Source organism: [Empedobacter] haloabium (assembly GCA_008011715.2).
Taxonomy (GTDB): Bacteria; Pseudomonadota; Gammaproteobacteria; order Burkholderiales; family Burkholderiaceae_D; genus Rugamonas; species Rugamonas haloabia.
In genome coordinates, this window is record CP136508.1 from 3841427 (window position 1) to 3856083 (window position 14657).

The 14657-nt window shown below is 66.9% G+C and carries 11 protein-coding genes; all 11 read right to left on the reverse strand.

All coding sequences use genetic code 11. From position 1 onward, the window contains the following. Positions 1-2: 2 nt before the first annotated feature. A complete protein-coding gene (locus E7V67_016760; GenBank protein WUR11361.1) occupies positions 3-1289 on the reverse strand; it encodes a DUF3422 domain-containing protein in 1287 nt (428 codons plus the stop codon). Between the two features lie 34 nt (positions 1290-1323). Beyond that, positions 1324-2265, reverse strand: a complete 942-nt coding sequence (locus tag E7V67_016765) for a LysR family transcriptional regulator (GenBank protein WUR11362.1) — start codon at positions 2263-2265, stop codon at positions 1324-1326. Between the two features lie 87 nt (positions 2266-2352). Continuing rightward, positions 2353-3318: a glycoside hydrolase family 43 protein gene (locus tag E7V67_016770; GenBank protein WUR11363.1), complete on the reverse strand. Its 966-nt coding sequence runs from the start codon at positions 3316-3318 to the stop codon at positions 2353-2355. 8 nt (positions 3319-3326) lie between these two features. Further along, positions 3327-4310: a galactofuranose ABC transporter, permease protein YjfF gene (gene yjfF, locus E7V67_016775; protein ID WUR11364.1), complete on the reverse strand. Its 984-nt coding sequence runs from the start codon at positions 4308-4310 to the stop codon at positions 3327-3329. After that, positions 4307-5383: an ABC transporter permease gene (locus E7V67_016780; protein ID WUR11365.1), complete on the reverse strand. Its 1077-nt coding sequence runs from the start codon at positions 5381-5383 to the stop codon at positions 4307-4309. Before E7V67_016780 ends, yjfF begins: the two co-directional genes overlap by 4 nt. Continuing rightward, positions 5380-6909: a sugar ABC transporter ATP-binding protein gene (locus E7V67_016785; GenBank protein ID WUR11366.1), complete on the reverse strand. Its 1530-nt coding sequence runs from the start codon at positions 6907-6909 to the stop codon at positions 5380-5382. The genes E7V67_016780 and E7V67_016785 overlap by 4 nt, the downstream gene beginning before the upstream one ends. Next, positions 6909-7874: an ABC transporter substrate-binding protein gene (locus E7V67_016790; protein ID WUR11367.1), complete on the reverse strand. Its 966-nt coding sequence runs from the start codon at positions 7872-7874 to the stop codon at positions 6909-6911. The genes E7V67_016785 and E7V67_016790 overlap by 1 nt, the downstream gene beginning before the upstream one ends. A 97-nt stretch (positions 7875-7971) precedes the next feature. After that, complete coding sequence (locus E7V67_016795; protein ID WUR11368.1) at positions 7972-10317, reverse strand: glycoside hydrolase family 127 protein; 2346 nt, start codon at positions 10315-10317, stop codon at positions 7972-7974. A gap of 214 nt (positions 10318-10531) precedes the next feature. Then, positions 10532-11563, reverse strand: coding sequence for an arabinan endo-1,5-alpha-L-arabinosidase (locus tag E7V67_016800; GenBank protein WUR11369.1), 1032 nt, complete (start codon positions 11561-11563; stop codon positions 10532-10534). Positions 11564-11575: 12 nt separating this feature from the next. Beyond that, complete coding sequence (locus E7V67_016805) at positions 11576-13111, reverse strand: glycoside hydrolase family 43 protein (GenBank protein WUR11370.1); 1536 nt, start codon at positions 13109-13111, stop codon at positions 11576-11578. 3 nt (positions 13112-13114) lie between these two features. Beyond that, a complete protein-coding gene (locus tag E7V67_016810; protein ID WUR11371.1) occupies positions 13115-14650 on the reverse strand; it encodes an alpha-L-arabinofuranosidase C-terminal domain-containing protein in 1536 nt (511 codons plus the stop codon). Positions 14651-14657 lie beyond the last annotated feature (7 nt).

The following is a 14657-nucleotide window of genomic DNA, read 5'->3' on the forward strand; positions in this document are numbered from 1 at the left end:
ATTCACCCGTGCGCACGGTGCAGGCGGCGGTGCATACTGCGCAGCGCGAGCCAGACCGCCGCGGCCACCAGCGGCACCGCGGCGCCGATCACGGCGTCCGGATTGACCGGCCAGCCCAGGCCCTTGGCGCCCTTCACGGTATAGCCCAGGAGCCCCACCACGTAGTACGAGATCGCCGCCACCGACAGGCCTTCCACCGCCTGCTGCAGACGCAGCTGCTGCGCCGCACGAGCATTCAGGGACTGCAGGATCTGGCGGTTCTGGGTCTCCTGCACGATGCCCACGCGCGTGCGCAGCAGGTCGTTGCTGTTGGCGATGCGGCGCGCCAGCGCATCCTGCCGCGCCGCCACCGCCTCGCAAGTGCTCATCGCCGGTGCCAGGCGCCGCTCCATGAACTCGGCCACCGTCGGCACTCCTTCGATGCGGTGCTCGCGCAGCTCGTCGATGCGCGCATTGACCAGGCGGAAGTAAGCCTTCGACGCGGCGAAGCGGTAGCTGTTCTGCAGCGACAGGTTTTCGATGCGCGCGGCCAGGTGCGTGATGCGCTGCAGCAGCGCCTGCTCCGTGGTGCCGTCCGAACGCACCAGCGCGGCCGTCGCCTCGGCCAGCTCCTTCTCGACGGCGTTCAGTTCGGGCACGGCGCGCTGCGCCGCTGGCAGGCCGTACAAGGCCATCATGCGGTAGGTCTCGATCTCCAGCACCCGCTGCACCAGCCGGCCGGCCTGCTGCTCGCGCATGTCGACGTCGTTGACGACGAAGCGCGAGAAGCCGTCGGCCTGGATCGCGAAATCGGAGCACAGCTCGGCGCCCTGCATCACGCGGCTGGCGGCCAGCGAAGCGCCCTCGAACAGCTCGTGCACCGGCGCATGCTCGGCCACGCCGCCCTTGCGCAGGACGACATGGGCGGCCACCAGCACGCGCCCCTGCAGGGCCAGCAGCCACTCCTGCGGCACGTGGCCGATCGGCATGCGCTCGAAGTCCGCCGCCTCGGCGCGCTCGGCGAACGTGTAGGTGGCGAATTCCGAATGCAGCTCCCATTTCAGCCGGAAGCGGCCGAAGTCGTGCTGGAAGTGGCTGGCCGCGCCCGCCGGCCCGGTCACCCCGAAATGGCGGCACAGCGCCGCCAGCAGTTCGTGCTGGGCCTCGGCATTATGGTTGCGGCCATGGCCGAACACGGCGATGTGGGAAATGCGCTCCGGCGCGCGCAGCTTCAGGAACGGACGCGAATGCAGTTCGGCGGCCAGCGCCACGCGCTGCGGATGGTTCAGGCTGGAGAACACGATCGGCATCGGGGCCCTTTCCTTGAGCGTCGGTCGGTAGACTTCAGTAGACTTCCTTGGCGGCGGCGCGCACCGCGCCCAGCAGCAGATTGGCGCCCGGCGACAGCAAATGGTCATGCTGGCGGATGATGCCGAAGGCGTCCATCTTGAACGGCAGCTCGATCGGCAGGATCGCCAGCACGTTGAGCGATTCGTAGTAGCGCGCCACGTCGATCGGCATCACGTGCAGCATGTCGGTCTGCTGCAGCAGCGCCGTGATCAGGAGCAGCGCCGTGGTGTCGACCACGTTGGCGGGCGGCTCCAGGCCGGCCCGGCGGAACATCATGTCGCAACGGTGGCGCAGGATGCTGCCCTGTGGCGGCAGGATCCAGCCGTGCCTGGCCAGGTCCTTCAGCTGCGGCGCCTCGACCGACAGCAGCGGGTGGCCCGGCCGCGCCACCGCGCACGCGGGCTCCTCGGTCAGCTCCTCGTAGATCAGGTGCGAGCTGTTGTCGCGCTCCAGGATGCGGCCGATCATGAAGTCCAGGGAGCCGCGCTCCAGCATGTCCAGCAGCGTGTTGGACGACTCCTGGTGCACGCCGATGCGCAGCAGCGGCGCCTGCTGCTTGATGCGGGCGATCGCCTTCGGCAGCAGCGACATGGCCGGTGTCATGATGACGCCCACCTCGACCTGGCCGACCAGGCCCGACTTCAGTGCCAGCACGTCGTCATGCGCCAGCGACAGGCTGGTCAGCGCCATGCGCGCATGCCGGATCATCGTCTCGCCATACAGGGTCGGCTCCATGCCGCGCGGCAGGCGCTCGAACAGCTTCACGTCCAGCATCTCTTCCAGGTCCTTGATCTGCTTCGACGCGGCCGGTTGCGTCATGTGCAGCACCTCGGCGGCGCGGTGGATGTTGCGCTGTTCGTCCAGCGCGATCAGGAGCAGCAGTTGGCGTGTCTTGAGGCGCGCGCGCAGGAACCAGTTCGGGTTGAGTGTATCCATCGGCAAATCATATCATTGCCGTGTTGCGCCGGCAGGAGGCCCGCCGTTGCGGGCTTCCCGCCGGCCGGCAGGGTGAAACGGGCCGGGTCAGCGGCAGTTCGGGCTGGGGTTGGCGGCGGGTCCCGCCGCCGTTTGCGGCACGAAGGCGATGGTGCCGTCGGCGTTGTAGCGCAGCTCCTCCACCGCCGCGGAGCGGCGCCACTCGCCGCCGCCTGGCAGCTTGTCGTTGTGGTAGAAGATGTAGGACTTGCCGTTGAAGTCGACGATGGCGTGGTGGATCGTCTTCACAACCGCGTTCTTCTCCATGATGACGCCACGATAGGTCCACGGTCCGGTGGCGCTGGGACCGGTGGCGTAGGCGGTGTGCTCCGGGAACTCGCGCGAGTAGCTCAGGTAGTAGGTGCCCTTGTGCTTGTGCAGGTAGGCCGCTTCCGTGAAGTTGTCGATGCCCTGGGTGTGGATCGGGCCATCGAGCTCGATCATGTTCGGCTTCAGCTTGGCCCACTTCAGCACGCGGTTGCCCCAGTACAGGTAGGCCTGGCCGTCGTCGTCGATGAAGACGGTCGGGTCGATGTCGTCCCAGGGAATATCCGATTCCTTCGTCATGTCGTTGGTCACGAGTGCCGTGCCGCGCGCGTCCTTGAATGGGCCGGTCGGGCTGTCCGCCACCGCCACGCCGATGGCCTTGCCGGGGTTGGTGGCGTGATCGACGGTGGCATAGAAGTAGTATTTGCCGTTGCGCTTGGCGATGTCGGACGCCCACGCATCCGCGCGCGCCCAGCCGAAGGTCTTGACGGACAACGGCGCGCCGTGTTCCTGCCAGTTCCTCATGTCGCACGTCGAATACACGCGCCACTCCTTCATCAGGTAGTCCTTGCCGTCCGCCGGTGCGTCGTCCTTGCCGACGTACAGGTAGACGCGGCCGTTGTCGACCAGCGCGGCCGGGTCGGCCGTGTAGATGTTCGGGAACAGCGGATTGGCTGCTTGTACGACGGCGTGCGCCGTCAGCGCCGCGGCCGCCAGCGCGGCCGCGACGAGAGTCTTGCGAAACATGAAATCTCCTAGCTTGGAACGCGCGCCGACAGCAGGCGCTGTACGACGCAGAACAGGAACAGCAGCGCGCCGATGACGATCTTGGTCCACCAGGACGACAAGGTGCCGTCGAACGCGATCAGGGTCTGGATGGTGCCCAGCACCAGCACGCCGGACAGGGCGCCGGCCACGTAGCCGTAGCCGCCGGACAGCAGGGTACCGCCGATCACGACCGCCGCGATCGCATCGAGCTCGGTGCCCTGCGCATGCTGGCCATAGCCGGACAGCATGTAGAACGCGAACAGCACGCCGCCCAGCGACGCGCACAAGCCGCTGAACGAATACACCAGCATGCGGGTGCGGCCGACTGCCAGGCCCATCATCAGTGCCGACTGCTCGTTGCCGCCGATGGCGTAGACCGCGCGGCCGAAGGCGGTGCGGCGTGACACCCAGATGGTGGCGGCCAGCAGCGCCAGCGCCACCAGCGCGCCGACCGACAGGAAGCCGCCCAGCACGGGCACCTGCACCTGTGACACGGCCACGAACAGCGGGTCGTCGATGGTGATCGACTCGATGCTGATCAGGTAGCACAGGCCGCGCGCCAGGAACATGCCGGCCAGGGTGACGATGAAGGGCTGCAGCTGGAAGTAGTGGATGATCGCACCCTGGGCGGCACCGAACAGCGCGCCCATGGCCAGCACGGCGACGATGACGACGGCCGGCGGCCAGTGCGCCGTGTTGAGCAGCCAGGCCGCCACCATCGTGGTCAGCGCCAGCACGGAACCGACCGACAGGTCGATCCCGCCGGACAGGATGACGAGGCCCATCCCGATCGCCAGCACCAGCAGGAAGGCGTTGTCGATCAACAGGTTCAGCATGACCTGCCAGGACAGGAAACCGGGATAGGCGGCGCCGCCCGCCAGCAGCAGCACGGCCAGCAGCACGACGGTGACGACGGAGGTGAAGTACGGCGCGCCGGCCACGCCGCGCGCACTGTTCAAAACGGCGCTCATGCGCGGCCCTTCCACAGATTCTTGAAGCCGGCCGACTGCGACAGGCAGACGGCGAAGACGACGATCGACTTGACGACCATGTTCACTTCCGGCGGCACACCCAGCGAATAGATCGTGTAGGTCAGGGTCTGGATGATCAGCGCGCCGATCATGCTGCCGGCCAGGCTGAACTTGCCGCCCGCCAGCGAGGTGCCGCCGAGGGTGACGGCGAGGATGGCGTCCAGTTCCAGCAGCAGGCCGGCGTTGTTGGCGTCCGCGCTCTTGATGTTGGACGCGATCATCAGGCCGGCCAGGCCGGCGCAGGCGGAGCAGAACACGTAGACGGCAAAAATCAGCGTGGCCGTGCGCAGGCCGGCCAGGCGCGCGGCCACGGGATTGATGCCGACCGCCTGGATGAACAGGCCAAGCGCCGTCTTCTTCAACAGCAGGCCGACCACCAGCAAGACGGCCGCGACCAGCCAGAGCGCGAATGGAATCCCCAGCAGGTAGCCGCTGCCCAGGAAGAAGAACGGCTTGTAGTAGACGGTGACGATCTGGCCGTCCGTCAGCAGCTGCGCCAGGCCGCGGCCTGCCACCATCAGGATCAAGGTGGCGACGATGGGCTGCAGCTTCAGGCCGGCCACCAGCAGGCCGTTCCAGGCGCCGCACAGGATGGCCGCGCCCAGGGCCGCGGCCAGGGCCAGCGCCATCGGCGTATTGGCCACGTACTCGGGCACGCCATCATTGACGACCATCGTGCCGCCGATCAGCATCGCGGCGACCGTGCCGGACAGCGCAACGACCGCGCCCACCGAGATGTCGATGCCGCGCGTGGCGATCACCAGGGTCATGCCCAACGCGGCCAGCATCAGCGGCGCCGCGCGGTTGACGATGTCGATCAGGGGCCCGTACAGGTGGCCGTCGCGGATCTGCAGGTGGAAGAAGCCGGGGATGAAGATCAGGTCCAGCACCAGCAGCGCGGCGAGGGCCAGCAGCGGCTTGGCCAGCGGATGCGCGAGCAGCCCCGGGCCGCGCGCGGGTGGCGTGCCGGCCGCCGGTTGCGGAGCCGGTGCTTGCAGTGGGGCGGCGCTCATGCCTGCTCTCCCGCGATCACCGTCAGTACGGACTGTTCATCGAGCTCGCCGCGGCGGTACTCGCCGCAGGCCTTGCGGTCGCGCATGACGACCATGCGGTCGCTGCAGCGCAGCACCTCGGGCAGCTCCGACGAGATGAACAGGATCGACAGGCCCTTGCGGCACAGCTTCGTTACGTAATCCATGATTTCCTGCTTGGCGCGCACGTCGATGCCGCGCGTCGGTTCGTCCAGGATCAGCAGGCGCGGGTCGGTGGCCAGCCAGCGCGCCAGCAGCACCTTCTGCTGGTTGCCGCCGGACAGCGTGCCGATCGGGGTTTCGATGCTGGCCGTCTTGATGCCCAGCCATTTGACGTAGTCGGTGGCCAGCTGCTGCTGGCGTTTCAGGGGGATGGCGCGCAGCATGCCGGCCTTGGCCTGCAGCGCCAGGATCAGGTTCTCGCGCACGGACAGCGCCAGGATCGCGCCCTCGTGCTTGCGGTCTTCCGAACAGAAGCCGATGCCGGCCGCGATGGCGTCGCGCGGGGTGGTGAACGTGCGTTCGCGCCCGCCGATGGCGATCGTGCCGCCGTCGGCCTTGTCGGCGCCGAACAGCAGGCGCGCCAGCTCGGTGCGGCCGGAGCCCAGCAGGCCGGCCAGACCGAGGACCTCGCCCTGGTGGATCGTCACGTCCACCGGGGCCAGCACGCCCTTGCGCGCCAGGTCGCGCGTGGCCAGCAGCACCTCGCCATGCGCCACGGCCTCGGCGTGCTGCATGGCCTCCGCCGGCTCCGGCGCGGCCGGTGCCCCCACCATCTTGTTGACGAGCGCCAGGCGGCTCAATTCGCTGCAGGGGTACTCGCCTTCGCGTTCGCCGTTGCGCATCACGGTGATGCGGTCCGAGATCGCGTAGGTCTGGTCGAGGAAATGGGTGACGAACAGGATTGCCATGCCCTGCTCGCGCAGGCGGCGCAGCACGCGGAACAGCAGCTGCACTTCCGGCTCGTCCAGGCTGGACGTGGGCTCGTCCAGGATCAGCACCTTGGCCGAGATGTCGAGCGCGCGCGAGATCGCCACCATCTGCTGGATCGCCAGCGGATAGCGCGACAGCGGCGCCGTCACGTCGATGTCGACCTCCAGCTGGCGCAACAGCGCCTGCGCATTGCGCCGCATGGCGGCCCAGTCGATGCCGAACAGCGTTTTCGGATAGCGGCCGATGAAGATGTTTTCCGCGACCGACAGGTTCGGGCACAGATTGACTTCCTGGTAGACCGTGCTGATGCCCAGCTGCTGCGCCTCCAGGGTGGAACGGGGACTGACAGGGCGCCCGTCCAGCAGGATGGTGCCGGCGTCCGGCGTATAGACGCCCGTCAGCACCTTGATCAGGGTGGACTTGCCGGCGCCGTTCTGGCCCATCAGCGTGTGTACCTCGCCCGGATACAGGCGCAGGCCGGCGTCGGACAGCGCCTTCACGCCGGGAAAGGCCTTGTGGATGCCGGCCAGTTCCAGCACCGGCCGCGCCGGGCCGGCCTTTGCTTCGATGGCCATCAGTATTTACGGTTCGGGAATTCCTTGGCCGCCACTTCGGCCGGGAACACGCTCTCCTGGGTCACGATGCGCTTCGGTACCGGCTTGCCGGCGACGACATCCTTCGCCACCTGCATCAGCTGAGGCCCCAGCAGCGGGCTGCATTCGACGGTCACGTTCAGCTTACCCTGCATCATGGCCTCGAAGGCGCCCTTGACGCCGTCGATCGAGACGATGACGATGTCCTTGCCAGGCTTCATGCCGGCTTCCTCGATGGCCTGGATGGCGCCGATGGCCATGTCGTCGTTGTGCGCATACAGCACGTTGATGTTCTTGCCGTCCGCCTTGAGGAAGGCTTCCATCACCTCCTTGCCTTTGGCACGGGTGAATTCGCCCGTCTGGGTGCGGATGATCTTCAGCTGCGGATTGCCCTTGATGATCTCCTCGAAGCCGGCCTTGCGGTCGATGGCGGGCGCGGAACCCACGGTACCCTGCAGCTCGACGATGTTGAGGTTCTTGCCGGGGTTCTTCTTGGCGTAGTCCACCAGCCAGCGGGCGGCGCGGCGGCCTTCCTCGACGAAGTCGGAGCCGATCATCGTCACCACCAGCGAGCGGTCCGTTACGTTGACGTCGCGGTCGGTCAGGATCACGGGGATCTTGGCGGCTTTCGCCTCGCGCAGCACCGTGTCCCAGCCCGATTCGACGACCGGCGAAAACGCGATCACGTCCACGCGCTGGGCGATGAACGAGCGGATCGCCTTGACCTGGTTTTCCTGGCGCTGCTGGGCGTCGGCGAACTTCAGGTTGACGCCGGCCTTCTTCGCCGCATCCTTGATGGAGACGGTGTTGGCGGTGCGCCACTCGCTTTCTGCGCCGACCTGGGAGAAGCCCATGACCAGCGGTTTCGCGGCGAGCGCGTTGAAGGCGGCGGAGCTGCCGGCCAGGGCGATGGCGGCGGCGATGAGGTTCCTGCGGAAGGTATTCATGAGGGTCTCCTGGATTGTCTTTTTATGAATCTATAGTAGGAGAAACGTTCATGTCGATCCAATACATTTTTTGTCTCCCGCGATATCTTTTTTGTTATCACTCGCCGCGCAGCAGCTTGAGGCCGTACAGGCCCCCGGCCAGCGAACCCGGATGGGCGGCAAACTTGACGCTCAGCGATCCGTCGTGAGTCGTGCGGGCTGGCAAGTCGATCTCGACGTCGTAGAACTCGCGCTCGTTCGGGCCCAGCGTGATGGTGCGGAGCAGCTGGTCGTCGACCAGGACGTCGAAGCGGCGGCCGGCATCCGCGGCGGCAAACGTCAGCCGCAGCACCCTGCCCTCGCCGGCCTTGTCGTTCAGGCGGTAGCTGAACCATCCGCTGGCATGGCGCCAGTGCCGGCCGCCGTTGATGCCCGCGTCCGCGCCTTCGCCCTGGAAGCCATGGTCCGATTCCGGCTGCTGTTCGCCCGGTGCCACCTGGTCGATCGTGCGCCGGGCCAGCGCGATGCGCTCGGCCTCGCCCTGCGCCGTGCGCGCGCGCAGCTCGGCCGCGCCGGCCGGGGTGCTGTGCTGCCAATACAACATATAGCGCGCGTCGTGCAGGCGGAAGAACGGGATCAGGCGCAGGCCGGCCGCGTTGGGGCCCTGGATCAGGCCCGGCGCCGTGAAGGTCAACGGCTGCCCTGGCACGGGCTTGAAGCGGTGCAGGAAGTCCCTGGTGTCGCTGACGAACAACGGCGCAGCCTCCTGCGGACAGGTCGGCCCCTGGGCGATATGGCCCATGCGCGAGCCGTCCGCGAACACGTTCAGCGTTTCGTGCGCGAACGGTGCCGTCTTCGCCGCCAGCACGATGGGGCCATGCAGCACGGCGTAGTGGTTCGAACGGTCTGGCAGCTGTTCCAGGCGCGTCGTCATCGGCAAGGCCACGTCTACCGTGTCGCCGTCGCGCCAGGCGCGCGCGATGCGCACGTAGCCGTCTTCGCCGGCCACGGCCTTGACTGGCTTGCCGTTGACCTTGAGGCGCAGCGCGCCCGGCTTGACCCAGCCGGGGTAACGCAGCTTCAAATTCAGTGTGGCGTTGCCGCGCACCGTCAGGCGGCTGCTGGCCCGGTCGGGGAATTGCGTGCTTTGCTCGATGCGCACGCCCTTGGCGCGCCAGTCCAGCGTGGACGGGATGTACAGGTTGACGTACAGGTCGTCGCCGTCGTGGGCGTAGATGAATTCACCGTGCCTGGCGTGGCTCTCGATGCCGGAGCCCACGCAGCACCACATGCCTTCGTCCACCTGCGAATACACGCGGTAGTGATTCGGCCGCATCGGCGTGAAGTACACGAAACCGCCCGACCCGGGCCGCTGCGAGGCCAGGATATGGTTGTACAGCGCGCGTTCATAATAGTCGCCGTAGCGCCGCGACGGCCGCCGTTCGAACAGCAGGGCCGTCAGCTTCAGCATATTGTAGGTATTGCAGGTCTCGGGCCCTTCCACCTCGTCGACCATCGGCGCGAAGCTGGCGCTGTCGTGGAAGTGCTCCTTGACGCTGTTGCCGCCGATGGCGACGGAGCGCTTCTCCACCACCGTTTGCCAGAATGTGCGCGCGGCCGCATCCCACTGCGGCTCGCCGGTGGCCTGGCCGATGCGCTCGAAGCCGATCACCTTCGGGATCTGGGTATTGGCATGCAAGCCGGTCAGGCGGTCCTCGCCGGCTGCCAGCGGTTGCAGGATGGCCTGGTGCGAGAAGCGGCGCGCCAGGTGCAGGTACTTGATGTCGCCGGTGAGCCTGGCCACGTCCGCCAGCACCTCGTTCATGCCGCCATGCTCGCTTCTGAGCATCGCTTGCATCTGCTCGTCGGACAGGCGCGCCGTCAGCGCCAGTGCCCAGTCGGACAGCTTGACCAGCATGGCGCGCGCGTCCTCGTTGCCGGCGTATTGCCACGCATCGCGCAGGCCGGCAAAGGTCTTGTGCAGGTTATACCATGGCACCCACTTGCCGTTGACGCTGAAGTTGTCCGCATGGAGCTTGCCTTGCGCGATCTCGCCCCAGGCGGCGCGCCCGCCGGGAATGCCGCCCAGGTAGCCGTCGGCCGCCTGGCATTTCTTCAGCTCCGCAACGAAGTAGTCGAGTCGTTCGCGCACGCGCGCGTCGCCGGTGGATGCGGCCATCAGCGCCAGCGCGGACAGGTAATGCCCGCCCATGTGCCCGTCCAGCCCGGACGACTCCCAGTTGCCGTAGCTGGGCTTGACCAGCGCCAGCCCCGCCTCGCGGCGAAACGGCGCCAGCAGGCGCTCGGCGTCCAGCGCCAGCAGGTAGCGCAGGTCGGTCTGCTGCGCCTGCAGGAACGGACCGTCAGTGAGGCGCACGTCGCGCAGCGGGAACAGTTCGGCGGCGGAGGCGGACAGCGCCAGCGAGAGCGCGACACCGGCGCCAAGACAGGAAAACAGCTTCATGGATCATCCTGGATAACTGCCGGGCCCGTGTCCCACCTCGGTGTCAGTCACCGAAACGGGACACGAGCCCGGCCGTTGCATTGGTTTAGTTCGTGCCCCACCTTGGGGCCCCACTCGGGGCCAGTCCCAAGCGAGACACGACCTCGACCATCTGTATGGCTCAGCCCGTGTCCCAGTCTGGTGACTGACCCCGTGGTGGGACACAAGCTCGGCACTAGCGCGCCGGCAGCAGCCGGCTCTGGTAGCTGTCCAGCTGCGCCGGGTCCACCGTCGGCCAGCCGGCGCTGTCCCATCCGATATCGAGGACTTTCAGCTTCTGCTGGTAGCGGTCGGCCGTTTCGTAGGCGTGCAGCACCAGCACGTCACGGCCGTCGAACGTGTAGGCACTGTTGTGGCCCACGCCGATCCAGTTGCGGTTGCCCTTCACGACCAGCGTGCCGCCACCCTTCGCCATGTCCTTGCCATCCTTGTCCAGGTACGGCCCGGTGACGTCGCGCGCTCGGCCCACGACGACGTGGTAGGTGCTCTTCTCCTTCTGGCAGCACAGGCCCCAGGAGGCGAACAGGTAGTACCAGTCGCCCTTCTTGAAGATGAACGGCGCCTCGACCTCCTGCGGTGCCGCCTCGCCGGCCGGCGTGAGCGTCGGCGCGCGCGTGGCGATCGTGTGCCACTGCTGCGGTTCGGCCGGCCGGGTCCAGCTGGCATCGAGCCTGACCAGCTTCAGCCCGCCCCAGAACGAGCCGAACGCCATCCAGCCGTTGCCCGCCTTGTCGGCGATGACGGCCGGGTCGATCGCGTTCCATTCGTCCCGGTTCGGCAGCGACCGCAGCACCATCCCCTGGTCCTCCCACCTGTAGTCGGGCGAACGGGGATCGAGCGTCTTGTTGACCGTGACGCCGATACCGGAGGTGTTCTTGCCGAAGCTCGATACCGAGTAGTACAGCAAGAACTTGCCGTCATGGCGCACCACGTCCGGCGCCCACACGTGGCCGTCGAACTGCGGCGCCACGCGTTTCGCCCACGCGGGCTCGCCCGCGAACACACGCCCTTCCGGCACCCAGTCCTTCATGTCGGCCGAGCTGTAGAACGTGATGCCCGGCCCCGTGCTGAAGACGTAATAGCGGGCGCCGTCCTGCGCCATCACGGGGTCATGCACCTCCACCTGGGCCGCCTGCGCGGCGCAGGTGAATGTAATCCCGCCCGCCAGGCAGGCGGCAAGAAGGGCCATTGCCTTGGTACTGTTCATTCTCATCCTTCTTCAATTGCCGGTACGGACGCCCCACAGCGAGACGCCTTCGGCATTCTGCACCGAGAACGTCACCGTGAACGCATTCGCGTTGCTGTTCCACTGGCGCGACAGCACGCCGCGATACTGCCTGGTCGAGCCGTCCAGGGTCAGCGCGACGTTGTTCTCGCCCCGGTGCGCCCACGTGCCCTTGACGGCACCCGTCACCTTGCCGTCCTTGCCCAGCCTGACGACCTGCGACGGCACCACATGGGCCGTGATCTCCTTGTTGTGGTTGACGAACTTGTAGGTGCCCGCCGCCGCCGTCGCGCTGACCGAGACCGGCACCTCCTTGCCCTTGCTGAGCGGGACGTAGCGCAGCGGCGCCACCACCGGCCAGCCATCCTCGTTGATGAACATCTGGTGTACGCGCAGCTCGTGCATCTCGCCCATGTTCGGGAAGCGCGTGTGGAACACGAGGAAGTGCTGCTTGGTCGCGGCGTCGTAGAACGCGCTGTTGTGGCCCGCCGACACGTAGCCCAGCGGCGTGCCGGTCTCGCCGGAAGCCAGCGCGAACTGGTGGTTGCCGAACAGCTTCTGTCCATGCGGCGCGATGCTGGCGTCGTCGAACAGCGGCTTGCTCGGGTCGGACTTGACGGTCGCCATGTCGGTGCCCTTGCCGTCCAAGTACGGACCGTCCGGATTGCGCGAGCGCGCCACGCGCATATTGTAGGCGCCGAAGGAATCGAGACCGCCGAACGACGTGAACATGTAGTAGTACTTCGACTGCGGGCTGTACAGCACGTAGGCGCCTTCGATGCGCGAGTGGTTGCCGCCCAGGAGGTGCTTGCCGTAGCCCTGGCCCGGCAGCGGCATGCCGTTGGCCGGGTCCAGCTGCAGGATGAAGATGCCGCCCGAATAGGAGCCGTAGATCATCCACAGCTTGCCCTTCTGGTCGCGGAACACGTTCGGATCGACCGTGTTCGGGTGCTTCGTCGCGTCGTAGATCGTGCCGTCATGGCTGGCCTGGCCCCACATGCCGGACTTCAGGATGATGCCCTTGTCGACGTACGGACCCTCGATATGGTCGGCCACCGCGATCCCCAGCGCCGAACGGGGCGAGTCGCCCTTGCAGGCGTTGTAGTACATATAGTATTTGCCGTCGTCCAGGCGGATCACGTCCGGCGCCCACAGCGTGGACGTTTGCGCCCAGGCGAACGTCTCGGCCAGCTGGCCCGCCACGTTCGGGATCAGCGGATTGGCCGCGTTGACACCGTCGGCGATCTTGGTCCAGTTCATCAGGTCCGGTGTCTTCGCCGCCGCCAGGTGCGAGCCGAACACGTAATACTGGTTATTGGCGCGTATCACCGAAGGATCGTGCACGCCCGCTTCGGTGAACCCCACCGACAGGCGCTGCGCGGTGGTGGACAAGCCACCGCTCTTGGTGCCGGAAGTCGTGACCGACGCCGCGGTCGTCGCGCCGGCCGGTTCGTCACCGCCGCCGCCGCATGCCGCCAGCGAAACCGCGCCTGCCACTGCCAGGGCCTTGAAGAGGATAGAGGTCTGCATGGCTTACTCCACGGACGTGACGACGACGGATTTCGCCGGCAGCTGGACGGTCAGCTTGCCCCCGCTGGCCTGGGCCGCGAACGGCGCCGGTTTTACCGCATCGGGCGTGGCGAACGTGTTGTGCGCATCCATCGCGGCCGCCGTCAGCACCTGGCCGACGGCCTTGCCCGCGCCGGCACCCGCGACGTTGACGGTGACATCCACCGCCTTGTTCGGGTTGGTGTTGACGAGCGCCAGGTAGACCTTGCCGTCCTTGCCGCGCGCGGCCGAGGCGCTGACCTGCGGCACCGCCACGTTGCCCACGCTGTACTTGCCGTTGTTCTTGATCGCCACCGGCAGCGCGGTCGCGTCCTGGAACGGCACGTACATGCGGAACGCGTGATAGGTCGGCGTCAGCACCATGCGGTTCTTGTCGGTCAGGATCATCGCCTGCAGCACGTTGACCATCTGCGCGATGTTCGTCATCCGCACGCGATCGGCATGGGCATGGAAGATGTTGAAGTTCAGCGCGGCGACGACGGCGTCGCGCAGGCTGTTCTGCTGGTACAGGAAGCCGGCGTTGGTGCCCGGCTCCACGTCGTACCAGGTGCCCCATTCGTCGACGTACAGGCCGATCTTCTTCTGCGGGTCGTTCTTGTCCATCAGGGCCGTGTTCTGGCGTATCAGCTTGTCCATCGCCAGCGTGTTCTTCATCGTGCTGGCCCACTGGTCTTCCTTGAAGCCGGTGGCGGCGCCTTTCACTTCCCACTTGCCGGTCGGGATCGTGTAGTAGTGGAAGCTGATGCCGTCGATATTGTGCTTGATCTGCTTGGACAGCACGTCGGTCCAGCGCATGTCGTTGTCATGGCCGCCGCTGGCGACGAACTTCGGTTTGGCGTTCGGTGGCGTGCGCACGAAGGCGGCCGCGTTCTTGTACAGGTTGGCGTAGTGTTCCGGCGTCATGTTGCCGCCGCAGCCCCAGGCCTCGTTACCGATCGCGAAGTAGTCCAGCTTCCAGGGCTTGTCGCGGCCATTCTTGCGACGCAGCTCCGCCAGGGTGGACTTCGAATCGGAGGTCATGTACTCGACCCATTCCGACATCTCCTGGTTGCTGCCCGTGCCCAGGTTGCCGTTGACGTAGACCTCGGCGCCCAGCAACTCGGCCAGGTCGAAGAACTCGTGCGTGCCGACGGCGTTGTTCTCTTCCACGCCGCCCCAGTTGGTATTGACCTTGACGGGGCGCTTGTCGCGCGGGCCGATGCCGTCCTTCCAGTGGTACTCGTCGGCGAAGCAGCCGCCGGGCCAGCGCACCAGCGGCACGTGCAGCTCCTTCAGCGCGCCGACCACGTCGTTGCGCCAGCCCTTGGTATTCGGGATGCTCGATTCCGGACCGACCCACATGCCCTCGTAGATGCCGGTGCCCAGGTGTTCGGCGAACTGGCCGTAGATGTTCTTGTTGATGACGGGACCCGGCTTGGCCGTGTCGATCGTCACCGCTACCTGCGCGAACGCGCTGCCGCAGGCGGCGAGGCTCAGGGCCAGGATGGTACGCTTGATCATGTCTTCT

Coding starts and splice junctions, on each gene's coding strand:
- E7V67_016780 (WUR11365.1), bottom strand. CDS start 5,383: ATGAGCGCCGCCCCACTGCAAGCACCGGCTCCGCAACCGGCGGCCGGC.
- E7V67_016810 (WUR11371.1), bottom strand. CDS start 14,650: ATGATCAAGCGTACCATCCTGGCCCTGAGCCTCGCCGCCTGCGGCAGC.
- E7V67_016785 (WUR11366.1), bottom strand. CDS start 6,909: ATGGCCATCGAAGCAAAGGCCGGCCCGGCGCGGCCGGTGCTGGAACTG.
- E7V67_016800 (WUR11369.1), bottom strand. CDS start 11,563: ATGAACAGTACCAAGGCAATGGCCCTTCTTGCCGCCTGCCTGGCGGGC.
- E7V67_016770 (WUR11363.1), bottom strand. CDS start 3,318: ATGTTTCGCAAGACTCTCGTCGCGGCCGCGCTGGCGGCCGCGGCGCTG.
- E7V67_016795 (WUR11368.1), bottom strand. CDS start 10,317: ATGAAGCTGTTTTCCTGTCTTGGCGCCGGTGTCGCGCTCTCGCTGGCG.
- yjfF (WUR11364.1), bottom strand. CDS start 4,310: ATGAGCGCCGTTTTGAACAGTGCGCGCGGCGTGGCCGGCGCGCCGTAC.
- E7V67_016790 (WUR11367.1), bottom strand. CDS start 7,874: ATGAATACCTTCCGCAGGAACCTCATCGCCGCCGCCATCGCCCTGGCC.
- E7V67_016805 (WUR11370.1), bottom strand. CDS start 13,111: ATGCAGACCTCTATCCTCTTCAAGGCCCTGGCAGTGGCAGGCGCGGTT.
- E7V67_016760 (WUR11361.1), bottom strand. CDS start 1,289: ATGCCGATCGTGTTCTCCAGCCTGAACCATCCGCAGCGCGTGGCGCTG.
- E7V67_016765 (WUR11362.1), bottom strand. CDS start 2,265: ATGGATACACTCAACCCGAACTGGTTCCTGCGCGCGCGCCTCAAGACA.